Origin of the sequence: Nonomuraea sp. 3-1Str, from assembly GCF_031570565.1 — a bacterium.
GTDB lineage: Bacteria > Actinomycetota > Actinomycetes > Streptosporangiales > Streptosporangiaceae > Nonomuraea.
In genome coordinates, this window is record NZ_JALHBK010000018.1 from 71,328 (window position 1) to 93,349 (window position 22,022).

20 protein-coding genes are annotated in these 22,022 nt (G+C 72.4%); 7 read left to right on the forward strand and 13 right to left on the reverse strand.

Translation table 11 applies throughout. The features are described 5' to 3' along the window. The 5 genes from MTP10_RS26350 to MTP10_RS26370 all read right to left on the reverse strand — a co-directional run bounded on the left by MTP10_RS26350 (position 1) and on the right by MTP10_RS26370 (position 5,298). Positions 1 to 531, reverse strand: a complete 531-nt coding sequence (locus MTP10_RS26350) for an HIT domain-containing protein (protein ID WP_310712364.1) — start codon at positions 529 to 531, stop codon at positions 1 to 3. Positions 532 to 607: 76 nt separating this feature from the next. Continuing rightward, positions 608 to 1,627 carry a potassium channel family protein gene (locus MTP10_RS26355; RefSeq protein ID WP_310712365.1) on the reverse strand — a complete coding sequence of 340 codons (1,020 nt, stop codon included), beginning with the start codon at positions 1,625 to 1,627 and terminating at the stop codon, positions 608 to 610. 93 nt (positions 1,628 to 1,720) lie between these two features. Next, a complete protein-coding gene (thrS, locus tag MTP10_RS26360; protein ID WP_310712366.1) occupies positions 1,721 to 3,685 on the reverse strand; it encodes a threonine--tRNA ligase in 1,965 nt (654 codons plus the stop codon). Positions 3,686 to 3,749: 64 nt separating this feature from the next. After that, positions 3,750 to 4,355 carry a GH25 family lysozyme gene (locus tag MTP10_RS26365; RefSeq protein ID WP_310712367.1) on the reverse strand — a complete coding sequence of 202 codons (606 nt, stop codon included), beginning with the start codon at positions 4,353 to 4,355 and terminating at the stop codon, positions 3,750 to 3,752. Between the two features lie 49 nt (positions 4,356 to 4,404). Further along, the gene (locus tag MTP10_RS26370; protein ID WP_310712368.1) at positions 4,405 to 5,298 is read right to left on the reverse strand and encodes a TIGR03564 family F420-dependent LLM class oxidoreductase; all 894 of its coding nucleotides are present in this window, start codon (positions 5,296 to 5,298) and stop codon (positions 4,405 to 4,407) included. A gap of 121 nt (positions 5,299 to 5,419) precedes the next feature. Between MTP10_RS26370 and pgm the strand changes: the two genes are divergently transcribed. From pgm to MTP10_RS26390, 4 genes are all read left to right on the forward strand, one after another. Next, positions 5,420 to 7,057, forward strand: coding sequence for a phosphoglucomutase (alpha-D-glucose-1,6-bisphosphate-dependent) (gene pgm / locus MTP10_RS26375; RefSeq protein WP_310712369.1), 1,638 nt, complete (start codon positions 5,420 to 5,422; stop codon positions 7,055 to 7,057). Between the two features lie 142 nt (positions 7,058 to 7,199). Continuing rightward, the gene (locus tag MTP10_RS26380; RefSeq protein WP_310712370.1) at positions 7,200 to 8,438 is read left to right on the forward strand and encodes a hypothetical protein; all 1,239 of its coding nucleotides are present in this window, start codon (positions 7,200 to 7,202) and stop codon (positions 8,436 to 8,438) included. Between the two features lie 16 nt (positions 8,439 to 8,454). Beyond that, a complete protein-coding gene (locus MTP10_RS26385; protein WP_310712371.1) occupies positions 8,455 to 9,162 on the forward strand; it encodes a DUF2786 domain-containing protein in 708 nt (235 codons plus the stop codon). 47 nt (positions 9,163 to 9,209) lie between these two features. Beyond that, the gene (locus tag MTP10_RS26390) at positions 9,210 to 9,836 is read left to right on the forward strand and encodes a metal-dependent phosphohydrolase (protein ID WP_310712372.1); all 627 of its coding nucleotides are present in this window, start codon (positions 9,210 to 9,212) and stop codon (positions 9,834 to 9,836) included. 78 nt (positions 9,837 to 9,914) lie between these two features. Here MTP10_RS26390 and MTP10_RS26395 read toward each other — a convergent pair whose 3' ends face one another. The 6 genes from MTP10_RS26395 to MTP10_RS26420 all read right to left on the reverse strand — a co-directional run bounded on the left by MTP10_RS26395 (position 9,915) and on the right by MTP10_RS26420 (position 16,733). Next, positions 9,915 to 10,199 (reverse strand): DUF4031 domain-containing protein, encoded by a 285-nt coding sequence (locus MTP10_RS26395; protein WP_310712373.1) that lies wholly within the window; start codon positions 10,197 to 10,199, stop codon positions 9,915 to 9,917. Further along, positions 10,196 to 10,993 carry an HAD family hydrolase gene (locus MTP10_RS26400; protein WP_310712374.1) on the reverse strand — a complete coding sequence of 266 codons (798 nt, stop codon included), beginning with the start codon at positions 10,991 to 10,993 and terminating at the stop codon, positions 10,196 to 10,198. Before MTP10_RS26400 ends, MTP10_RS26395 begins: the two co-directional genes overlap by 4 nt. 19 nt (positions 10,994 to 11,012) lie before the next feature. Then, positions 11,013 to 12,182: a cytochrome P450 gene (locus tag MTP10_RS26405; protein WP_310712375.1), complete on the reverse strand. Its 1,170-nt coding sequence runs from the start codon at positions 12,180 to 12,182 to the stop codon at positions 11,013 to 11,015. Between the two features lie 186 nt (positions 12,183 to 12,368). After that, positions 12,369 to 13,310, reverse strand: coding sequence for a class A beta-lactamase (gene bla / locus MTP10_RS26410; protein ID WP_310712376.1), 942 nt, complete (start codon positions 13,308 to 13,310; stop codon positions 12,369 to 12,371). A gap of 178 nt (positions 13,311 to 13,488) precedes the next feature. After that, complete coding sequence (locus MTP10_RS26415) at positions 13,489 to 15,054, reverse strand: alpha-L-arabinofuranosidase B (RefSeq protein ID WP_310712377.1); 1,566 nt, start codon at positions 15,052 to 15,054, stop codon at positions 13,489 to 13,491. Positions 15,055 to 15,473: 419 nt separating this feature from the next. Beyond that, a complete protein-coding gene (locus MTP10_RS26420; RefSeq protein WP_310712378.1) occupies positions 15,474 to 16,733 on the reverse strand; it encodes a hypothetical protein in 1,260 nt (419 codons plus the stop codon). 184 nt (positions 16,734 to 16,917) lie between these two features. Between MTP10_RS26420 and MTP10_RS26425 the strand changes: the two genes are divergently transcribed. After that, positions 16,918 to 17,379: a cupin domain-containing protein gene (locus tag MTP10_RS26425; protein ID WP_310712379.1), complete on the forward strand. Its 462-nt coding sequence runs from the start codon at positions 16,918 to 16,920 to the stop codon at positions 17,377 to 17,379. A gap of 23 nt (positions 17,380 to 17,402) precedes the next feature. Here the strand turns inward: MTP10_RS26425 and MTP10_RS26430 are convergent, their stop codons facing one another. Further along, positions 17,403 to 18,188, reverse strand: coding sequence for a GNAT family N-acetyltransferase (locus tag MTP10_RS26430; protein WP_310712380.1), 786 nt, complete (start codon positions 18,186 to 18,188; stop codon positions 17,403 to 17,405). Positions 18,189 to 18,311: 123 nt separating this feature from the next. Here MTP10_RS26430 and MTP10_RS26435 point away from each other — a divergent pair, with 123 nt between their 5' ends. Both MTP10_RS26435 and MTP10_RS26440 read left to right on the forward strand, forming a co-directional pair. Beyond that, positions 18,312 to 19,682, forward strand: coding sequence for an NtaA/DmoA family FMN-dependent monooxygenase (locus tag MTP10_RS26435; RefSeq protein WP_310712381.1), 1,371 nt, complete (start codon positions 18,312 to 18,314; stop codon positions 19,680 to 19,682). Beyond that, positions 19,679 to 20,869, forward strand: coding sequence for an LLM class flavin-dependent oxidoreductase (locus MTP10_RS26440; protein WP_310712382.1), 1,191 nt, complete (start codon positions 19,679 to 19,681; stop codon positions 20,867 to 20,869). Before MTP10_RS26435 ends, MTP10_RS26440 begins: the two co-directional genes overlap by 4 nt. Before the next feature lie 40 nt (positions 20,870 to 20,909). Here MTP10_RS26440 and MTP10_RS26445 read toward each other — a convergent pair whose 3' ends face one another. Further along, positions 20,910 to 21,878, reverse strand: a complete 969-nt coding sequence (locus MTP10_RS26445; protein ID WP_310712383.1) for a helix-turn-helix transcriptional regulator — start codon at positions 21,876 to 21,878, stop codon at positions 20,910 to 20,912. Positions 21,879 to 22,022: the final 144 nt, after the last annotated feature.

The window sequence follows — 22,022 nt, forward strand, 5'->3', positions numbered from 1 at the left end:
TCAGCCCCAGGCGCTCGCGAGGACGTCGCGGGTGTCGCGCAGGAGCTGAGGGAGCACCTTGGTGCGGGCCACCACCGGCATGAAGTTGGTGTCGCCGCCCCAGCGCGGCACCACGTGCTGGTGCAGGTGCGCGGCGATGCCCGCGCCGGCGACGTCGCCGAGGTTGAGCCCGACGTTGAATCCCTGCGCGCCCGACGCCTTGCGCAGCGCCCGCAGCGCCCGCTGGGTGAACTCCCCCAGCTCCAGCACCTCGGCCCGGTCCAGCTCGTCGTAGTCGGACACGTGGCGGTAGGGCACGATCATGAGGTGACCCGAGTTGTACGGGTAGAGGTTGAGCACCGCGTAGACGACCTCGCCGCGGGCCACGACCAGGCCCTCCTCGTCGCTCATCCGCGGGATGGCGTCGAAGGGGCACCCGTCGCCGGGGCCCGTGCCGGTCGGCTTGCCCTCGCCCTTGATGTAGGCCATGCGGTGCGGCGTCCACAGCCGCTCGAAGTTGTCGGGGTCCCCCGCTCCAGGCTGATCGTGCATATCTAGCAGCATAGGGCTCCCCCCGGGATGCGCCCCTTCCCGTGGTCGCCGAACACCCCGGCTCGCCGCGTCGTCGCTATTGCGGAGGGTGGACCCGGATGACGACCAGCCTGTCGCCGGCCTGGAGCGTGGCGGCGCGCGGGTCGGCGTAGGTCATGGTCTCGCGGCCCCGCACCACGGCCAGCACGATCTCGCCCGCCGCCTGCGTGGGCCGGCCCGTCTCGCCGGCGCGCACGTCCCGCTCGTAGAGGTCGAGGCCCTTGCCGTAGACGAGGAAGTCCTCGATCAGCGAGCTGACCGCCGGGCTCTGGGTGGCCACGCCCAGCATGCGGCCGGCCGCGTCGGAGGAGGTGATCACCACGTCGGCGCCGCTCTGCCGCACCAGGGGGTCGTTCTCCGCCTCGCGCACGGCGGCCACGATCGTGGCGGTCTCGTTGAGGCTGCGGGCGGTCAGGGTCACCAGCGCCGTGGTGTCGTCGCGCTGGGTGGCGATGATGACCTCCCTGGCCGTGCCGAGGCTCGCGCGCCTGAGCACCTCACCGCGCGTGCCGTCGCCCACGACACCGGTGAAGCCGTCACCCGCGGCCTCCTCGATCGCCGCCCGGCTCGGGTCGACCACGACGATCGAGTCCTTGGACCGCTCGCTCTCCAGCAGGGTGCGGATGGCGGCCCGGCCCTTGGTGCCGTAGCCGACGATCACCGTGTGGTCTCGCAATCTGGCTCTCCATCGCTGGATTCTGATGGCGTCGCGCGTGCGCTTGGTGAGCACCTCCAGCGTGGTGCCGACCAGCACCACGAGGAACGCGATGCGCAGCGGCGTGACCGCCACGATGTTGACGACCCGCGCCTCGGTGGTGATCGGCGTGATGTCCCCGTAGCCGGTCGTGGAGAGCGACACCGTGACGTAGTAGAGGGCGTCCAGCGGGGACACCGCTCCGTCGGCGTTGTCGCGGTAGCCTTCGAGGTCGATCAGGACCAGCGCGTACATCGCCAGCAGGATGAGCAGCGCGACGGCCATCCGGCGCAGCACCGCCCGCAACGGGCTCAGGGCGGGCGAAGCCAGCCGCACCCCGAGTTCCGTCTCGTCCTCCCGCATACGGATGATCGTAGTGGCCGGCGGCGGGACGCCCGGCTGGATGACTCCGGCCGGGCGTCCCGTCACACTGCTCGCCGCACCCGCTCGTGCGGATCAGACCTGGATCCGGCGCTCCACCGCGGAGACGATCTCGTCGACCGCGTCGTCCACCGGCACGCCGTTCTTCTGCTCGCCGTTGCGGTAGCGGAACGAGACCGCGCCGTTGGCGATGTCGTCGTCACCGGCCAGCAGCATGAACGGCACCTTGGCCTTCTGCGCGTTGCGGATCTTCTTCTGCATGCGGTCGTCGGCCGTGTCGACCTCGATCCGGATGCCCCGCTCGCGCAGCCGCTTGGCGAGGTCCTGCAGGTAGGGGGCGTGGGCGTCGGCGATCGGGATGCCGACCACCTGGACCGGGGCCAGCCAGGGCGGGAAGGCGCCCGCGTAGTGCTCGGTCAGCACGCCCAGGAAGCGCTCGATCGACCCGAACAGCGCCCGGTGGATCATGACGGGCGTCTGCCGGCTGCCGTCGGCCGCCTGATACTCCAGGCCGAAGCGCTTGGGCTGGTTCAGGTCGAGCTGGATGGTCGACAGCTGCCAGGTGCGGCCGATCGCGTCCCTGGCCTGCACGGAGATCTTCGGGCCGTAGAAGGCCGCGCCACCCGGGTCGTCCACCAGCTCCAGCCCGGACTCGCTGGCCACCTGGTGCAGCGCCTGGGTGGCCTCCTCCCACTCGGCCGGGTCGCCGATGAACTTGTCGGAGTCGTCGCGGGTGGACAGCTCCAGGTAGAACTCGTCCAGGCCGAAGTCGCGCAGCACGCTCAGCACGAACCGCAGCAGCGACTTGATCTCATCCGCCATCTGCTCGCGGGTGGTGTAGATGTGCGCGTCGTCCTGCGTCATGCCGCGCACCCGGGTCAGGCCGTGGACCACGCCCGACTTCTCGTAGCGGTAGACCGAGCCGAACTCGCACAGCCGCAGCGGCAGCTCACGGTAGGACCGCCCGCGCGCCCGGAAGATCAGGTTGTGCATCGGGCAGTTCATCGGCTTGACGCGGTACTCGATGCCCTCCAGCTCGAAGGCCGGGAACATGTCGTCGGCGTACCACGGCAGGTGGCCGGAGGTCTCGAACAGCGACGACTTGGTGATGTGCGGGGTGTTGACGAACTCGTAGCCGGCCTCGGCCTGCCGGCGGCGCATGTAGTCCTCCATCTCCTTGCGGATGATCCCGCCCTTGGGATGGAAGAGCGGCAGGCCGCTGCCCAGCTCCGGCGGGAAGCTGAACAGGTCGAGCTCCGCGCCGAGCTTGCGGTGGTCGCGCTTCTCGGCCTCCTCCAGCAGCTTGAGGTACTCGTCCTGCTTGTCGCGGGACTCCCAGGCGGTGCCGTAGATGCGCTGGAGCTGCGGGTTCTTCTCGCTGCCGCGCCAGTAGGCGCCGCCGGAGCGCATGAGCTTGAACGCGGGGATGGACCGGGTGGACGGCACGTGCGGGCCGCGGCACAGGTCCTTCCAGCGCAGGTCGCCGCTCTTGGCGTCGAGGTTGTCGTAGATGGTGAGCTGGCCCGCGCCGACCTCGACGGACTCCTCGTCGGCGGCGCCGCCCTTGAGCCCGATGAGCTCCAGCTTGTACGGCTCGCCGGCGAGCTCCTGCCGCGCCTCGTCGTCGCCGACGGGGCGGCGGGAGAACAGCTGCCCCTCCTTGACGATCTCCCGCATGCGCTTCTCGATGCGCTTGAGGTCGTCGGGCTGGAAGGCGTGCTCGACGTCGAAGTCGTAGTAGAAGCCGTTCTCGACCGGCGGGCCGATGCCCAGCTTGGCGTCGGGGAACAGCTCCTGGACCGCCTGCGCCATGACGTGGGCGGTGGAGTGGCGGACGATGGCCCGGCCCTCGTCGCTGGAGATGTCGATCGGCTCGACCACGTCGCCGTCGGCGAGCACCCAGGCGAGGTCGCGCTGCTCGCCGTTGACCCGGGCGGCGATGACGGTGCGGCCGTCGGCCTCGAGCGCGTCACCCGCCGTCGTGCCGGCCGCCACCACACGCTCGGCTCCGGCGCGGGTGATGTGCAACTCGGCTGACACGGTGGCTCCCTGATGCTAGGCGCCGGGTGGCCCGGATGGCGTCCGGCGGTGATGGACACCGATGCTATCGCGGGTGATACCCCAGCCTGGTCAGTGCTTGGCGGCTGCCGTCGAACACGTTGCGGTCCACCGGCCGGCTGGAGTACTGGTGGATCGTCCACGCAGCCCACGGCGACGGCACCTGCGGCGCTCCGCGCGGATGGCTGGGGCTGGCGATCCACAGCGGGTAGTCGCCGAGCCCGGCGCAGTGGCCGCCGTGCGCGAAGTTCGGGAACGTGTAGATGAACGGGCGTATGCCCGCGTGCCGCTCGACGTAGCGGCACCAGCGGCGGGCGTGCCGGGCGACCTGTTCGGGCCGCAGGCCGTCGCTGGTCTCCAGGTCGATCGCGATGAGGTCGCCGCGGCGCAGCCCGCCGGCCTCGCGCAGGGTCGCGAGGAAGTGGCGGGCGTGCTCGGCGGGGTCGCCCTTGGGCCGGGCGAAGTGGTAGGCGCCGCAGACGACCCAGTTCTCGCGCATGCCCTGCCAGTTGCGGCCGAAGAACTTGTCGGTGAAGTCGCCGCCCTCGGTGGCCTTGGCGAAGGCGAAGGCGACGCCCTCACCGGCGTGGTGGGCCCAGTCGACCCGGCCCTGCCAGTTGGACACGTCGATGCCATGCAGCAAGCGCTTCACCTTGCGGAAGTCTAGGCGGGCGCCTCCCGGCGGGGCCCTCGACGCGCCGTCAGAGGAGCTGGCGGAGCAGGGCGAGGGTGCGGTCGCGCCTGGAGTACGGCGAGGCCACGAAGTCCGTCACGCCGGCCCGGCGCAGCTCCTCGATCTGGCCGCGCACGGAGTCCTCGTCGCCCACGATGGCCACCTCGCCCGGCCCGGACACGCCCTCCTTGTCGAGCATCGCCCGGTAGGACGGGAGCTGGCCGTACGTGGCGAAGACCTCGTCGGCGCGGGCCCGCGCGGCGTCCGCGTCGTCGGTGACGCAGACCGGCAGCATGCAGACGACGCGCGGCCGGGAGCGGCCCGCCTCCTCGGCGGCGGCGGTGATGGCGGGCACGACGTGCTCGGTCACGGTCTTGGGGCCGGTCATCCACAGCACGGTGCCGTCGGCGCGGGAGCCGGCCAGCTTGAGCATGCGCGGCGCGAGGGCGGCGATGAGGACCGGCAGGCCGGCTCCGGGCGTGCTCAGCCGGATGTCGGCCTTCAGCGTCTCCCCCTCGGCGCGGACGTGCTCGCCGCGGACGGCGGGCAGCAGGATGTCGAGGTACTCGGCCATGTGGCGGGCCGGGCGCTCGAAGCTGTAGCCGAACATGTTCTCGATGACGACCTGGTGGGACAGGCCGATGCCGAGCGCCAGCCGCCCGCCGAGCGCGGCGTTGGCGGTCATCGCCTGCTGGGCGAGCGCGGCCGGGTGGCGCGGGTAGGTCGGCACGACGGCGGTGCCGAGCTCGATGCCGGGGGTGCGGGCGCCCGCGACGGCCAGGGCGGTGAGCGCGTCGAGGCCGAAGATGTGCGAGAGCCACGCCGAGGCGAAGCCGTCGTCGCGCGCCGCGGCGATGCTGTCGCCCAGGTCCTTGAGCGGATCCGGTCCCGTGGTCTCGTTCAGCAACAATCCGATGCGCATGGCCACCGAGCTCCATTCTGTTCTGGTGATCGCGAGTCTAACCGCGGGGGCCGGGACGGTCCGCCACGCGACACGGGAGATCGCCGGGGGTGCGCGCGGGAGGCGTTTGTAAGGTGGGAACATGACCCACGATCGCGCCGGACAGCCCGCTCAGCCCGCCGACCTCGTCGACGTCGCCCGGCTGGTCACCGCCTACTACGCGCTGCACCCGGACCCCGGAGAGGTGGGGCAGCGGGTGGCGTTCGGCACGTCCGGTCATCGCGGGTCGGCGCTCAACACCGCCTTCAACGAGGACCACATCGTGGCCACGACCCAGGCGATCTGCGAGTACCGCGCGGCGCAGGGCACCGACGGGCCGCTGTACCTCGGCGCGGACACGCACGCGCTGTCCGAGCCGGCCCAGGTGTCGGCGCTGGAGGTGCTGGTGGCCAACGGGGTGGACGTGCTGGTGGACTCCCGCGACGGCTACACGCCGACGCCGGCCGTCTCGCACGCGATCCTCACCCACAACCGGGGCCGCTCGTCCGGCCTGGCCGACGGCATCGTGGTCACGCCGTCGCACAACCCGCCGGCCGACGGCGGCTTCAAGTACAACCCGCCGAACGGCGGACCGGCCGACACCGGCGCCACCTCGTGGATCCAGGACCGGGCCAACGAGCTGCTGGCCGGCGGCCTGGCCGGGGTGCGCCGCGTGCCGTACGCCAGGGCGCGGCGGGAGGCGGGCCGCCACGACTTCCTCGGCGCGTACGTGGACGACCTGCCGTCGGTGGTGGACCTCGACGCGATCCGGGCGGCCGGGGTGCGGATCGGCGCCGACCCGCTGGGCGGGGCGAGCGTGGCCTACTGGGGCGAGATCGCCGAGCGGCACCGGCTGGACCTGACCGTGGTCAACCCGCTGGTGGACCCGACGTGGCGGTTCATGACGCTCGACTGGGACGGCAAGATCCGCATGGACTGCTCGTCGCCGTACGCGATGGCGTCGCTGATCGACGCCCGCGACCGCTTCGACATCGCCACCGGCAACGACGCCGACTCCGACCGGCACGGCGTCGTGACGCCCGACGGCGGGCTGCTGAACCCCAACCACTACCTCGCGGTCGCGATCTCCTACCTGTACACCCACCGGGACGGCTGGCCGCAGGGCGCCGGGGTGGGCAAGACGATGGTGAGCAGCTCGATCATCGACCGGGTGGCCGAGTCGCTGGGGCGGCGGCTGTACGAGGTGCCGGTCGGGTTCAAGTGGTTCGTGCCGGGGCTGCTGGACGGGTCGCTCGGGTTCGGCGGCGAGGAGAGCGCGGGGGCGTCGTTCCTGCGCCGCGACGGCTCGGTGTGGACGACCGACAAGGACGGCATCATCCTGGCGCTGCTGGCCTCGGAGATCGCGGCCGTCACGGGCGAGTCGCCGAGCGCCCGCTACCGCGAGCTGACCTCCCGGTACGGCGAGCCCGCCTACGCCCGGGTGGACGCGCCGGCCACGCGCGAGGAGAAGGCGGTGCTGGGCAGGCTGTCGGCCGACCAGGTGACGGCGACGGCCCTGGCCGGGGAGCCGATCACGTCGGTGCTGACGCGGGCTCCGGGCAACGACGCCGCGCTCGGCGGGGTGAAGGTGTCCACGGAGAGCGCCTGGTTCGCGGCGCGGCCGTCGGGCACCGAGGACGTCTACAAGATCTACGCGGAGTCGTTCAAGGGGCCGGAGCATCTGGCCGAGGTCCAGCAGGAGGCGCGGGCGCTCGTCTCGGAGACGCTCGCCGGGGCCTGAGGCTGACGGGATGCATGACAACCTGCGATAAGGGTGGGCAAAATGGGGCGGCAGCGGCTGTTTGGCGTACAAGATGGCGACATTCTGCAATGATCTCGTCGTTGGACAGCCGGAGTATGTAGCCCCCCACGGACAGTGACTGATGCCCACATTCGAGGAAATAGCCGCCTTCGTCACGGAAAAGCCGTTCGCCACCGCTGTCATCGCGCTGCTGGTCCTGGCCGCCCTGGGCCTGGCGTTCCTGCTGGTCCGCGTGGCGTGGCGAGCCGGCGCGTTCCTGGTCGCCCGCTACGTCGCGCCGCGTCCCGTCGAGGACATCTTGACGGTCGTGGCCGCGTCCATCGCCACCGGCGTGTCGGCGCAGGGCATGTGGCGCTTCTCCGGTGACGTGCTCGGCCTCGACGGGCCGCTGCGGCTGCTGCTGTTCGCGTTCATCGAGGTGGCCATCATCACCTCGGCCGTGCGCGCCCGCCGCAACATGCGCGAGAACTTCTCCGCCGGCATCGACGGCATCGCCGTGTGGGCGCTGACGTGCCTGACGGCCGTGCTGTCCAGCATGGACGCCCGCAGCCTGCCCGAGGCGCTCTTCCGGCTCGCCGCGCCGCTGGTCGCCGCCTGGCTGTGGGAGCGCGGCATGGCCATCGAGCGGCACCGCATCCGCGGCACCGGCCGCATCAACTGGCGGCTCACCCCCGAGCGGCTGCTGGTCCGCATGGGGCTGGCCGAGGTGAGCGACCGCACCGCGAGCGAGGTGGACGCGCACCGGCGGCTGACCCGCGTCGCGCTGGCCGCCAAGAAGGCCAAGGCGCTGCGCGAGGGCGGGGCGTCCGAGCGCAAGCTGCGCGCCGCGCTCGCCCGGCTCGACAAGGCCATGGACCAGGCCGTCGAGCACACCGGCCTGGCCGTCGACCCGGCCCGCCAGGAGGCGCTGCTCGCCCAGATCGCCGCGCTCTACAACACCACCGCGCTCATCGACGCCGACCCGCGCGTGCCCTGGGAGCCGAACGCCGACCACCACCCCGTCCCGGCCCGTCCGGCCCTGCCGCCCGCGCTGGCCGAGCTGGTCGAGGACGAGGACGAGGACGTCACGGTGCTCGACACCACCCCGCAGGTCGTCGACACCGCCCAGCGCGCCGCGCTCATGCGGGCCGCCCGCGACTACTGGGACCGGCAGATCGCCAAGGGCATCGTGCCGCGCACCATCGACATCGCGCAGCAGATCGGCATCTCGCTGGCCACCGCGCGCCAGTATCGTGCCCTGTGGAAGCTGGAGCCGGAGGCGCACGCCCTCATCGAGGCTCTGTACCAGCAGCACGGCATCGTCGACACAGGAGCCTTCCCGGCCCTCGGCGCCGACGGGCGGGTGCTGGCCAAGTCCTGACGGCGCGGGAGGCCGGTTGAGGGAGCGCACGCTGGAGCGGGTCAGGAAGCTCCTGGCCAAGGCCGAAGGCACCGACAACGAGCACGAGCGCGCCACGTTCATGGCGGCGGCCTCGGCGCTCATGGCCAAGTACGGCATCGACGCCCTCGACCCCGGCGAGCCGCGCCAGGCGCCCGGCGACCGGATCGTCACCCTGCCCGCCCCGTGGGCGCGGGAGAAGGCGCGCCTCGTCGGGCTGGTGGCCCAGGCCGTGCGCTGCCGGCCGCTGCTCATCGGGCGCGGTGACGGCGGGCACCAGGTTCACATCTTCGGCTTCGCCGCCGATCTGGAGCGGGCCGACCTGCTGGCCACGTCGCTGCTGCTGCAGATGGCCTCCGGCCTGGGGCGTACCCGTCCGCCGGCCGAGGCCGCCGCGGCCCGCGCCTACCGCCGCTCGTGGATGCTGGGCTTCGCCGACGAGGTGTACCGGCTGCTGCGCGAGGCAGAGGAGCGGGCGGAGGCCGACCATCTCGACGGGAACCCGGCGGGCGCCGGCACGGCCCTGGTGCTGGCTGACCGGCGGGCGGAGGTGGAGCGGGCGGTCGCGGCGCGGTACCCCCGGATCCGGGTGACGGTGCCGCGGATGAGCGGCACCGGCTACCACGACGGGGCCGCCGCCGGTCGCCGCGCCGACCTGGGCCGCACCCGCGTGCCCGGCGCCCCCTCCGCCGAGCTGACCCGCTGACGGCCGCGCTGCGGCGGCAGCGGGACGGGCGCTCTAGGGTGAGGCGCATGGACGACGGCTGGACGAAGCTCGCGGGCCGCTCCCCCGCGTCGCTGGCGACCCGGGCGGAGCTGGTGGCCCGCTGGAGCGAGCCGCACCGCCGCTACCACACGCTCGACCACCTGGCCGCCGTCCTGGCCGCCGCCGACCGGCTAGCGGGCGCGGCGGACGATCCCGGCGCCGTGCGCCTGGCCCTGTGGTTCCACGACGCCGTGTACGACGGCCGGCCCGGCCGGGACGAGGAGCGCAGCGCCCAGCTCGCCCAGGTCCGGCTGCCCCGGTGCGGGGTGCCGCCCGCGCGCGTCGCCGAGGTGGCCCGGCTGGTACGGCTGACGGCCGCCCACGACCGGGTGGCGCCGGGCGACGCGAACGGGGAGGTGCTGTGCGACGCCGACCTGGCCGTGCTGGGCTCCCCGAGCCGGGAGGCGTACGACGACTACGCGGCGCGCGTCCGGCAGGAGTACGCGCACGTGGCCGACGAGCCGTTCAGGGCGGGCCGGGCGGCCGTGCTGGGGCGGCTGCTGGCGGCTCCGCGGCTGTACCGGACTCCCGTGGCGTACGAGCTGTGGGAGGAGCGGGCGCGCGCGAACCTGCGCGCCGAGCTGCGCTCCCTCACGGCGGGCACCCGGCCGTAGCGCCGGCGGGGGTACTTCACGCCGGCGGGGGCGCCCCCCCCCGGGCGGGGGGCTTCCTCCGGGCGGGCGGCGAGCGCCTCAGCTCACCGGGGCGCCCGGTGTGTGGCGCTTGCGGCGGCGCAGGCCGGCGGCGATGAGGCGGCGCAGCAGCCCCCGCGAGCTGCCCGCCTGGGCGCCCAGCTCGACGGCCCGCCGGTGGACCGTCTCCGGCACGTCGTAGTGGTCGCGGTCGAAGGCGCGCCCCGGCACCCCGAGCAGCGCGGCGAAGGCGTGCAGCTCCTCCAGGGAGTGGTCGCTGACGAGGTGCGACCACATGAGGCCGCGCGGGCCGGGCCAGTTCGGGGGGTCGATGAGCACGGTCACGTGGTCAAGGGTAGGACCCTGCCGCGTACCGTGAGCTCGCCGAGGTCGGCCACGACCACGTCGGCGCCGTGCTCGCGCAGCTCCACGCCGTACGCCGCCGCGCGTTCCGGGTCCGTGTGCTCGGCGGCCCCCTGCGCGTCGGGGCGGCCGACCGCGACGACCAGGCCGAATCCGGCCTTGCGGGCCGCCTCCACGCCCGGCAGCGCCGCCTCGGCCACGGCGGTGCGCGCCGGAGGCACGGCCAGCCGGCGGGCGGCCTCCAGGAACAGGGCCGGGTCGGGCGGGCCGGGCACGTTCATCAGGGCGGCGTCGTGGCCGTCGACGAGCACGTCGAACAGGTGGGTGACGGCCGCCGAGGTGATCAGCTTGCGGCCGTGCAAGCCGGCCGAGACGGCCGCGGTGCGCGCGCCCCTGTGGCGCAGTTCGTGCAGCAGCGCCACCGTGGAGGGGAAGGCGGCGACGCCGTACTTGTCCACCTGGGCGACGAACAGCCGGTCCTTGGCCCGGCCGAGCCCGTGGATGGTCGGCTCGCCCGGCTCGTCGTCGGGCGAGCCCTCCTCCACCTCCAGGCCGCGGGAGGCGAGGAACGTGCGGATGCCGTCGAGCCGCGGCCGGCCGTCGACGTGGCGCAGGTAGTCGTCCCTGATGTCGAACGGGGCCGAGCGGCCGCGCAGGAAGGCGTCGAAGACGTGTTTCCAGGCGGCCGCGTGGCTCTGTGCGGTGTCGGTGACCACGCCGTCCGTGTCGAACACGACGGCGCTCACCGCGGTCAGGTCGATGGCGGGCTCGTTCACACTTGTGAACGTAACCCGATTACCAGGCGACGGGTAGCTTCTCCACGCCGTGGACGATGGACAGCGCCCTGAACGGCACCTCGCCGGCCACGTGCAGGCCGGGGAAGCGGCGCAGCAGCGCGGGGAAGGCGATGCGCATCTCCATCTGGGCGAGCGGCGCGCCGATGCAGCGGTGGATGCCGTGGCCGAAGGCCAGGTGGGAGCCGGCCGTGTCGCGGTACGGCTTGACCTCGTCCATGTCGTCGCCGAGGCTCGGGTCGCGGTTGGCGGCGGTCAGGGAGCAGAGGACCATCTCCCCCTTCTTGACCGTGTGGCCGGACAGCTCCAGGTCCTCGCGGGCGAAGCGCGGGAAGGCGACCTGCACGACCGTCATGTAGCGCAGCAGCTCCTCGACCACCTCGTTGACGTGGCCGTCCACCTCGCGCACCTTGGCGGCCTGCTCGGGGTTCTCCAGCAGCCAGAGGGTGCCGAGCGACAGCATGCTGGTGCTGGTGTCGTGGCCGCCGGTGAGCAGGCCGTCGGCCATGCTGGCGAGTGTGCGGTCGTCGAGCTCGTCGCCGTGCTCGCGCAGCAGTCGGCCGAGCAGGCCGTCGCCGGGATCGAGCCGCTCGCGGGCGACCAGGTCGGTGAGGTACGTCATCGCGTCGTTGACGGCCTGCAGGGACGCCTCGGGGCCGGCGGTGAGGTCGAAGCGGTTGGTGCTGATCCGCAGGAAGTCGGCGCGCTCCTCGTACGGCACGCCGAGCAGCTCGCACACCACCAGCGACGGGATGGGCAGCGCGAACGACTCGACCAGGTCGGCCGGGGAGCCCGCAGCCTCCATCTTGTCGAGGTACTCCTCGACCATGGCCTCGATGCGGGGCTCCAGCCGGCGCAGGCGGCGCATCGTGAACTCCGGCGTGAGATAGCGGCGCAGCCGCGTGTGCTCGGGCGGGTCGCGGAAGCCGAGGCCGCCCGGGTCCTCCTGGTTGGAGCCGAGCCCGATCACGTTGCCGAAGTCGTTGCTGAACCGCTCGTGGTCCCCCAGCACGGACCGCACGTCGTGATAGCGGGTGACCAGGTACACGGTCTGGCCGCCCGGGATCTCCATGGGGAAGATCGGATGCTCGGTACGGATGCGGGCAAGCTCCGCTACCGGATCGAAACCCTCCCTCATGAACTGGACGAGGGGGAACTCTGAATCTGACATCGAATCCGTCCTGTACGGGGCGTTCGCATCTGGAGGGGGTGGGCCGCACCCCGTCCCCTTGGTCCGGGTCGAGGCGGCCTGCTCCATTCTGCGCCACCGGCTCCGGCGATGCGATGACGGTCTTGAGCGGCCGCCCCGGTGTCCCGTCGTGGGGTGCCGCCAGGATCGGTCCGATGCCGGGTGGGGTCAGAGCTTGCCGAGGGCCCGGACGAGGACGGTGGCGGTGTCGGCGACGACCTTGTCGTTCACCGCCGCGTCGGCGGCCTCGCGGTTGGTGTAGACGGCCAGGATGATCGGAGCGGCGGACTTCTCGGGCCAGACGATCGCGATGTCGTTGCCGGCGCCGTACCGGGAGTTCGTGCCCGTCTTGTCGCCGATCTTCCAGGTCTTCGGCAGGCCCGCCCGGATGCGGGCGTCACCGGTCCTGTTGGCGGTCAGCCAGCCGATGAGCCGCTGCCGGTCCCTGACGTGCAGCGCGTTCCCGGCCGTGACCGCGCGCAGGTCACGGGCGACGGAGGCGGGCGTCGTGGTGTCACGCCGCTCCTTCGGGCTCCAGTCGTTGAGCTCGGTCTCCCAGCGGTCCAGCCGGGAGATCGGGTCCTTCAGCGTGCGGAAGTAGCGGGTCAGCCCGGCGGGGCCGCCGATCTGCTTGAGCACCATGTTGCCGGCGGTGTTGTCGCTCAGGGTGATGGCCGCCTCGCACAACCGGGCGACGGTCAGGCCGTCCTTGACGTGCTTCTCGGTGGTCGGCGAGTTGGGCTTGAGGTCGGCGGCGGTCCACGTGACGACCTTGTCCATCAGGCCGGGCTCGGAGGTGCGCGCCTTGTGCAGCGCGGCCGCGCAGCCCATCGCCTTGAAGGTGGACAGCAGCGGGAACCGCTCACCCGACCGGTAGGCGACGGTCCTGCCGGTGGCGGTGTCGATGGCGTAGGCGCCGATGCGCCCCTGGAAGGACTTCTCCAGGGCCCGCAGCTCCTTGCTGACGCCGGTCCCCGTGGTCACCGGCTTCGTGGTCACCGGCTGCGCCCCGGCCGTGGTGGAGGCCGCGGCCGCCGGGGCGGCGGCGGCCGGGACGGTGAGAAGGGAGAGTGTCAGGGTGGTGGTGCCGAGCGCGTGCAGGTGTCGCATGTGGGGTCCTCACGGCGGTGCGTCATGGGTCGGTCAGACGCAGGAGCAAATCAGAGGCGATCACCTGATGTCCAATATCGATATCGGGCCGAGGGTCATATCGATACTGGTATGCCCGCATGTCAGGAGTTCCGGGGAGCCGCCCCCGTGGACCAGGGGCGGCTCCGCTCGGCGGTGTCTACGCCCAGGGCTGGCCGACGAGCCAGCTCACGTCGGCGGCCCACGACGTGGCGCTGTCGAAGGCGTTCGAGCCGCCGTTGGCGGCGATGTAGACGGTGTTGTTGTAGTGGCGGAGGAACCGGTCCGGGAAGTTGGCGGAGGCGAACGAGGTGCCCTGGCCGCTCTTGCCGGACTGCGGGCAGAAGGTGGCGTCGGCGGCGAACAGCGAGCTGTCGTCGTTGTGCTGCCGGTACAGCTGGTAGTTCTGGTGCCGCAGGTAGTCGCCGGGGTAGTTCTTCGACTCGAACGACACGCAGGAGCTGTTGGCCAGGCCGCTGCGCACGATCCAGGTGGCGTCGTTCCTGTCCAGAGCCGGGCTGGACGAGGTGATCACCGACGTGACGGCCTGGTCGTTCTGGTGACGGATGGAGCGGTCGGCGCAGCAGGACGTCGTCGCGCGCAGCGAGATCGAGGAGCCGGGCGTCAGCGTTCCGTTCTGGCCGCCGGCGGACGTCGCGTATCCGGCGGCCACGATGCTCGCCTGCACGGAGTTCTCCGTGGCGTCCGACGGATAGCCGGACGTCATCACGCCCTCGTAGAAGGTGCCGGCGGAGCCGTGGCTGTTGTCGCCGCCGATGCCGAGGATGATGGCCCCTTCCTTCTTCATCGGGTTGTAGCCCGCGACGTTGGGGCGCTTCCCGTTGTAGAAGGTGGACAGGCTGCCCGACTGCGCGTTGCCCGCCCGGATCGCCCAGTGGTTCGGCTCGCCCTTGATGATGGCGGTCAGGAACCGGTGGTTCACGCTCGGGTCGTTCGCGTTGTAACCCGCGTTCACCCCGGAGAACAGGCCGTTCTCGAGGTCGGCCATGACCCAGGGACCGTTGCCCGTGCCGTAGCCCCAGACCTTGATGTTGCCGAAGTAGATGGCCTCCATGGTGCCGTTGCCGTTGTCACGGCTGTTGGTCTCGGCGTTGCCGTAGTCGAAGCAGCAGCCGCCGTTGTAGTGGGTGCCGTCGAAGACCGCGTACATCCCCTCCGGCTGGTCCCCCTTCGCGACGCCGTTGGTGTTGTTGTTGCGGTAGCCGGTGCCGGGAGCCACGTAGACGCCGTAGGCCTTGTGGCCGTTGATCACGATCGGCGCGGCGGTCGCGTTCGCCAGGTTGTCGTACCCGCCCGGAGCCGGGCCCTGGAACCCGCCGGGGGGCGCCTGGGTGAGGTGGTTTCCGCGGCCGGACTGGTCGTAGATGACGGTGATGAGGCAGGTCGTGCCGGCGCAGAAGGAGTCCTGCGCGGCGGCGTCGGCGTATCCGCCCGCGCTCAGGACGCCGATGTTCCGGGTGGCGTTGTCCGAGGCACGGCGCACCTGGTACAGCGAGCCGTTGTAGGAGGCGTACAGGGCCCGGGTCGTGCTGTGCGCCGCCACGCACGGCGTGCCGCCCGAGGCGTAGAGGTCACACGGCGGCGACGTCGCGGCCTGTGACGACGTGGGGAGGCCGGTCAGCAGGCCGGCGGCGAGCGCGACGACCGCGCCCGCGGACAGCAGTGCCTTGGCGAGACGCCGGAATCCGGACCTGACAATCATCATGGAATCTGCCTTTCAGGGGGGACCCGCCGCGAGGGCCGGAGATTTCAGGCATGGGTCGTCGATCGAAAAGATCGAACCCGCCACCGCACTTCTGCGCGCGCAGCGATATGCCCTCTGACCTGCGGTGTCGCGGCCAGAACGGAAAGGGGATTTGCGTTGTTAGCGCTAACATTCGTAGGTGCTATATGACCTCCGGGGGAAATTCTCATGGGGTTGACGGGCTCACTATGAACCGAAGCCAATGGTGCGTCAAGGTTTCGGGCGCATGACGGAACACGGGTGCCGCACGGCCCCGCCATGGACGACTACGCGACGGGGCCCAGATCCCCTTCGAGGACGGTCCGGGTGATCGGGACGGTCCCAGACGGGGGCCTCCGGAGTCGTTGCGATGATCGTGGCAGTGACGATTATCGTCCCGTTCAGCGGCCGAGCCGCCACAGCGCCGCCCGCCCCTCCCGCAGGGGGTCCCGGACGACCGCGCCGAGCGCGTAGACCGTGCCGTCGCGCGCCGCCAGGTCGTACACCCGCGCCTGGCCGCCGTCCCGCACGGGGAGGGACTCCCGCGTCCACCGCCCGCCCGCCCGATGCCACAGGACGCTGCGCGGACCGTCGTCCCAGTCCGTGACGGCCCACAGGCCACCGCTTCCGTCGGGCACCGCGTCGCTGAAGCCTGGCTCTCCCGTCGGTCCCCACAAGCACGTCCACACGCCGGAGACGTTGCGCATCGCCACGGGCCGGGCCGGGAAGACGTCCTCCAGGTCCTCGCGGTCATGCTCCAGCCACCGGAAGCTCCCGAGCACCCAGAACTCGGCGGAACCGGTCCGCACCGCCACCCGCGGGAAGCGGTCGCCGTCGTCCCCGTGCTGCGGCTCGGCGTCCGGTGGCAGCCTCAGCTCCGGCAGCGGCACGTCCTGCCAGGCGCTCCCGGTCCACCGGGCGACGCGCGACTTGTCGCTGTCCGTGTCGTCGGGGGGCAGCTCGCCCACCACCCAGGGCTCGTCGTCGGTGCCGCCCAGCGAGTGGGCGGGCGCGGGCAGCGGGGCCGGCTGCCACCGGGTGCCGTTCCACCGCATCGACCGATCCCCGGCCACCACCCACGGCCCGCGGGCCGAGGTCCGCACGTCGTCCGGGGCCGGGCGCAGGTCGAGCGGCGCCGTCTGCCACGCCGCGCCGTTCCAGGCCCACAGCGTCCTGGGGCCGCGGGCGCCGTCCTCCTTGCCCGGCGCACGGGTCACGATCCAGGCCGCGTCGCGGGAGACGGCCGACAGCGCCTGGTCCGCGCCACGGGCACCCGGAACCTGCGGCAGCCGGGTCCACGCCCGGCCGTCCCAGCGGCGGGCCGCCACGTGGTCGCCCATGGCGCCGGGCGTGCCGTGGAGTGCCCAGAGGGCTCCGTCGGAGGTGACGCTGCCGTCGGTGAGGTGGCCGGGCGAGTCGTCGAGCGAGATCAACCGCCACCCGGAGCCGCGAACCTCGACCGGCCGCAGCTGGTCGGCCGCCCGGGGCGTCCCGGGGCAGGAGCCGGGCGTGACGGCGGCGGGCTCGGCGACCCTGCCGGCCGGCGCGGACGTGCCCGCCGGCGCCGGAGAGCTCGCACGGGATTCTCCGGCCGGGCGCGAGCCGGCGCAGGCGCTCGCCCCCAGCGCCAGTGCGGCCAGCGCGGCAGTCGTTCGCCTCACGTGCGATCCTCACCCGGGGAGACGTAGCGAGAGATCACATTATCCACGCGGCGTCCCGTGCTGTCGCTGCCCGCTCGCCGCGCCGTCCTCCCCGGCCGCCCCGGATCTCCGCCCGAGGAGCGAGACTGGCCTGACCGGCGCGGGAGCCGCCAGGCGCCCGCTCGTGACCGCCAGGAGGAGAGAGTTGAGCGTCGTTCTTCCCGAAGACCCGTTCCACCGCAGGCTGCACCACGTGGCGCCCGCGGGCCTGACCTCGGAGACCGCGCAGACCGGCGGCATGCGCAGGCGCGCCGCCATCAGCGGCGCCACCGTCGGGTCGAGGCGGTTGTGGATGGGCCAGACCCACGTGGCGCCCGCGACCGCGTCCCTCAACCATCACCACGGCGATTCGGAGACCGCGATCTACGTGGTCAGCGGCACCCCGTCGTTCGTGTTCCTCGACCTGGACGCCGAGGAGCCGCACGAGGTGCGGATCGACGCGAAGCCGGGCGACTACATCTTCGTGCCGCCGTTCGTCCCCCACCGTGAGGAGAACCCGGACCCCGACCTGGAGGCGATCGTGGTGATCGCCCGGAGCTCGCAGGAGGCGATCGTGGTCAACCTGCCGGACCTCAGGTGGCGCGGCCCGGTCCGGCCGGCGGAGTGACGAGCGGCCGCGGCCGGGTGGTCTCAGCCCGCTCCGGAGGCCTCCGCATCGGCGGGCACCCGTAGCGCGGCGAAGACCACCCGGCGGCGGAGCCGGAACCCGATCGACTCGTACAGACGGATCGCGTTGACGTTGCCGGCCACCGCGTGCAGGAACGGGATCTCCCCTCGCTCCCGGATCCCGGCCGCCACGGCCAGCACCAGCCGGCTCGCCAGCCCCTGGCCGCGGAAGGCGGCGTCGGTGCACACCGCGCTGATCTCCGTCCAGCCCTGGGGGTGCAGCCGCTCCCCCGCCATCGCCACGAGTGCGGGGGAGCCGTCCGCGTGGCCTGCGGCCGTGTCGCGGCGGATGCCGAGGTAGGTGCCCATCTCGACGGTGCGGTCGAGCAGGGGGCCCGGCTGCGTGCGCTGGACCAGGTCCAGCATCTCGGGCACGTCCTTCGTCCCCAGCCGGACGGTCTCGCCGTCATACGCCGCCGCGACGTCGTCGCCGACCATCTGGACTCCTTCCAGCGACATCACGACCTCCCACCCGTCCGGCGGCGCGATCGCCGGACCGGTGAGCGTGACGACGGCGCCCGGGCCGGCGAGCGCGGCCAGGTCGGCCCAGTCGGCGGGGCCCGGCTCGTCCGGCAGCGCGGCGAACGGGGCGACGTCGGCCGGGTATCGCAGCGCGGCACCGCGTCGTCCGGCGAGGTGCGCGTGGGGGCCGGCCAGGGACCACCGGACGGGGTTGTCCAGCGGGTGACGCTCGGGGCGTCCCCGCGGACCCTGCCGGTCATCGACTTCCTCCCGGATCGGACCCTTCACCCCAGCACCACTCCCTTCCTGGACTTTCTGGACTTCCTGGACGACAGGGATCACGGACATCATTGACGATATACCCCTCTTTTCCTACTATGTTTATAGGTTATTACCCCGTCAGGAGCCCCGATGACCAAGCAGATCCATCTCGCCGCGCACTTCCCCGGCGTGAACAACACGACTGTCTGGTCCGACCCCGGATCGGGCAGTCAACTCGACTTCGACTCGTTCCGCCACCTTGCCCAGACGGCCGAACGGGGCAAGTTCGACTTCTTCTTCCTGGCGGAAGGACTGCGGCTGCGCGAGGCGAAGGGTCGCATCCACGACCTGGACGTCGTGGGCCGCCCCGAATCGCTCACCGTCCTTTCCGCCCTGGCCTCCGTCACCACCCACCTGGGCCTCGCCGCGACGGTCAACTCGACCTTCAACGAGCCGTACGAGGTGGCCAGAAGGCTCGCCACACTCGACCACCTGAGCGGCGGCCGGGCCGCGTGGAACGTGGTGACCAGCTTCGACGCCTTCACCGGCGAGAACTTCCGCCGGGGCGGCTTCCTCCACGAGTCCGACCGGTACACCCGGGCGGAGGAGTTCCTGCGGACCGCGAGGGAGCTGTGGGACTCCTGGGCTCCCGACGCGGTGGTCGCGGACCCGGAGTCGGGGCGGTTCCTCCGGCCGGACGGCGTCACCCCCTTCCGGCACCGGGACCGGCACTTCGACATCTCCGGCCTGTTCAACGTGCCGCGGGGCCCGCAGGGCCACCCGGTGATCATCCAGGCCGGGGACTCCGAGGACGGCCGCGAGTTCGCCGCGTCCTCGGCGGATGTGATCTTCAGCCGGCACAGCAGGCTGGAGGAGGGCCGCGCCTTCTACCGTGACGTCAAACGCAGGCTCGCCGCGTACGGCCGGCGGCACGAGGACCTGAAGATCCTTCCCGCTGTCACGTACGTGCTCGGCGACACCGATGCCGAAGCCGCGGAACGGGCCGCCGAGATCCGCCGCGCGCAGGTCAGCCCGCAGACCGCGCTCTACTTCCTGGAAGGCGTGTGGGGCCGCGACCTGACGGGATACGACCCGGACGGCCCCCTGCCCGACCTCGAACCGAACCTGGACGAGGGCGTGTCCAAGGGCGACGCGCAGTTCCGCCGCGACCGTGGCGCCGTGGCGGCCAAGTGGCGCGCCATCGCCGAGGAGAAGAACCTGTCGATCCGCGAGCTGGTCATCGAGGTCGGCGTGCCGCAGACCTTCATCGGCACACCGCGGTCGGTCGCCGACGAGATCGACCACTTCGTGCAGACCGACGCCGCCGACGGCTTCATCTTCGTGCCGCACCTCACCCCGGGCGGGCTGGACGACCTGGTCGACAAGGTCGTCCCACTGTTGCAGGAGAAGGGCGTCTTCCGCGCCGACTACACGGGGCCCACCCTGCGCGACCACCTGGGCCTCGCCGCCCGCCCTCTCGCCCCCCGCCCTCTCGCCGCCCGTACCGAGGAGATCTCATGACCCTGCATCTCGCCGTCGCGCTCGACGGGGCGGGCTGGCACCCGGCCGCGTGGCGGGCCGAGGGCGCGCAGCCGGACCGGCTGTTCACCGCCGGCTACTGGGCCGACCTCGTCGCGGAGGCCGAGCGCGGCCTGCTCGACTTCGTCACCTTCGAGGACGCGCTCGGCCTCCAGTCGACCCGGCTCAACGAGCCCGACGAGCGCCTGGACCAGGTGCGCGGACGCCTCGACGCGGTGCTGATCGCGTCCAACGTCGCGCCGCTGACCTCGCGGATCGGCCTCGTGCCGACCACCAGCACGACCCATACGGAGCCGTTCCACGTCGCGACCGGCATCGCCTCGCTCGACCACGTCACCCGCGGCAGGGGCGGGTGGCGGCCCCAGGTCTCGGGCCGCCCCGACCACGCCCTCCATTTCGGCCGCCGCGTCCTCCCGCCGCTCGACCTCTCCGGCCACCCCGATCCGGCTTTCACCAGGCACGTGGAGCGCCTGTTCGCCGAGGCGGCCGACGCGGTCGAGGTGGTCCGCCGGCTGTGGGACAGCTGGGAGGACGACGCGGAGATCCGCGACGTCGCGACCGGCCGGTTCATCGACCGCGACAAGCTGCACTACGTCGACTTCAGCGGCGAGTGGTTCAGCGTGAAGGGGCCCTCGATCACGCCGCGGTCCCCCCAGGGGCAGCCGCTGGTCACCGCCCTGGCCCACGACACGCTGCCGTACGAGTTCGCGGCCCGGACCTCCGACGTCGTGTACGTCACGCCGCGCGAGCGGGACGAGGCCACGGCCGTCGTCGAGCGGGTCCGGGCGGCGGAGTCCGCCGTCGGCCGTGCCGGACCGCCCTTGAAGATCTTCGCGGACCTGGTGACCTTCCTCGACCCCGGCGGCGCGGCCGACCGCAAGGCGCGGCTGGACGACCTCGACGGAGACGAGCTCGTCTCGGACGCGCACGTCTTCACCGGCACGCCGGAGGAGCTCGCCGATCTGCTGCTGAGCTGGCGGGAGGCCGGGCTGGACGGATTCCGCCTCCGGCCGGGCGAGCTGCCCCGCGACCTGACGTCGATCACCAGGGGCCTGGTGCCCGAGCTCCAGGCCCGGGGCGCGTTCCGGACGGCGTACGACACAGCGGACCTGCGCGGGCGACTCGGCCTGCCCCGCCCGGCGAGCCGCTACGCCAAGGCCGCCCTGTGACAGACCGGCCTGCCCTTTCCGGCGCCGCCCTTCGCCCGCTTCAGTCCAGCCAACCGAGGCGGGCCGCCCGCACTCCGGCCTGGAAGCGGCTGGTCGCGCCCAGGATCGTGGTCAGCTCGCCGACGGTGCGGGTCACCATACGGACGGAAACGCCCAGGCCGCGGGCGATGGCGGTGTCCTTGGCGCCGGAGGCGAGCAGCCGCAGGACGGCCCGCTGCGCCTCGGTGAGGGTCACGCCGTCCGCGGTGCGGGGCACGTCCTCGGGTTCGGAGGCGGTCATCCAGCAGTAGTCGTAGAGCGCCGAGAGCGAGCGGACCACGCCATCGCCCTGGATGAGCACCGCGCCGGCGTCGAGGTCCTCGGGGTCGGCCTGGACGATCACGGTGTGCCGGTCGTAGATGAGCATGCGCGTGGGGATCAGCGGGGCGGCCCGCACTTCGACGCCCACCTCCGCGAGGGTGTTGACGTACTCGCGCATCATCGGGTCGGCGAAAGTGATCTGTGCGTGCAGGCTGCGCACCCGGAGGCCGTTGCCGATGGAGACGCGGTTGCGGGCCAGCCCTTTCTCCAGCACCTCCGAGGTCCACGGCGCCGCGGGATGCATGCTCGCGATCTCGTGCCTGGTCAGCTCGGTCAGCTCGTCGATGCGCTGGTACAGCCGCTCTTGGTGGTGGGTGCGGGCGAAGAACTCGATGTGCGTGTCGTCGGTCCGGCGGCCGGGCAGGCCCAGATAACGCTGGGCCAGCAGGGCGGCCCTGACATGCTGCTCGACCAGGCGATCGAGAGCTCGGTGGCTGTCCCGCAGGCTACGGGCGAGCGCCGCGGCGGCGTCGACGGCGGTGCCGGTCTCGGAGTCGATCAGGTGGAGGCGGATCAGGTGCTCGCACGCCTGGGCGAGCTCGGCCGGACCGAGTTCGAGGGCGGCGCCGGCCTCGGACCATGACTCGCCGCGCTCGTGCATCTGCCGGTAGAGGGCCTGCGCGAGATGATCGTCATCCTGATGCGGCAAGCTGCCCTCCATCCTCTCGTGCGCCTCCCGAAACGATGACAGATCTCCCTATACCGCCGCAAAGCTGGCTTCCTGTTCGCGCCATGGCGTGTTCGCGACGCCCGCCCGGACTCCCCGCGCCGGGTCCGGTGCTCCACGATCGGA

Bases quoted from the DNA above. Each gene is read 5' to 3' on its own strand.
- MTP10_RS26350 (WP_310712364.1), bottom strand. From the start codon at position 531: ATGCACGATCAGCCTGGAGCGGGGGACCCCGACAACTTCGAGCGGCTG.
- MTP10_RS26355 (WP_310712365.1), bottom strand. From the start codon at position 1,627: ATGCGGGAGGACGAGACGGAACTCGGGGTGCGGCTGGCTTCGCCCGCC.
- MTP10_RS26370 (WP_310712368.1), bottom strand. From the start codon at position 5,298: ATGCGCATCGGATTGTTGCTGAACGAGACCACGGGACCGGATCCGCTC.
- pgm (WP_310712369.1), top strand. From the start codon at position 5,420: ATGACCCACGATCGCGCCGGACAGCCCGCTCAGCCCGCCGACCTCGTC.
- MTP10_RS26380 (WP_310712370.1), top strand. From the start codon at position 7,200: ATGCCCACATTCGAGGAAATAGCCGCCTTCGTCACGGAAAAGCCGTTC.
- MTP10_RS26390 (WP_310712372.1), top strand. From the start codon at position 9,210: ATGGACGACGGCTGGACGAAGCTCGCGGGCCGCTCCCCCGCGTCGCTG.
- MTP10_RS26405 (WP_310712375.1), bottom strand. From the start codon at position 12,182: ATGTCAGATTCAGAGTTCCCCCTCGTCCAGTTCATGAGGGAGGGTTTC.
- bla (WP_310712376.1), bottom strand. From the start codon at position 13,310: ATGCGACACCTGCACGCGCTCGGCACCACCACCCTGACACTCTCCCTT.
- MTP10_RS26415 (WP_310712377.1), bottom strand. From the start codon at position 15,054: ATGATGATTGTCAGGTCCGGATTCCGGCGTCTCGCCAAGGCACTGCTG.
- MTP10_RS26435 (WP_310712381.1), top strand. From the start codon at position 18,312: ATGACCAAGCAGATCCATCTCGCCGCGCACTTCCCCGGCGTGAACAAC.
- MTP10_RS26440 (WP_310712382.1), top strand. From the start codon at position 19,679: ATGACCCTGCATCTCGCCGTCGCGCTCGACGGGGCGGGCTGGCACCCG.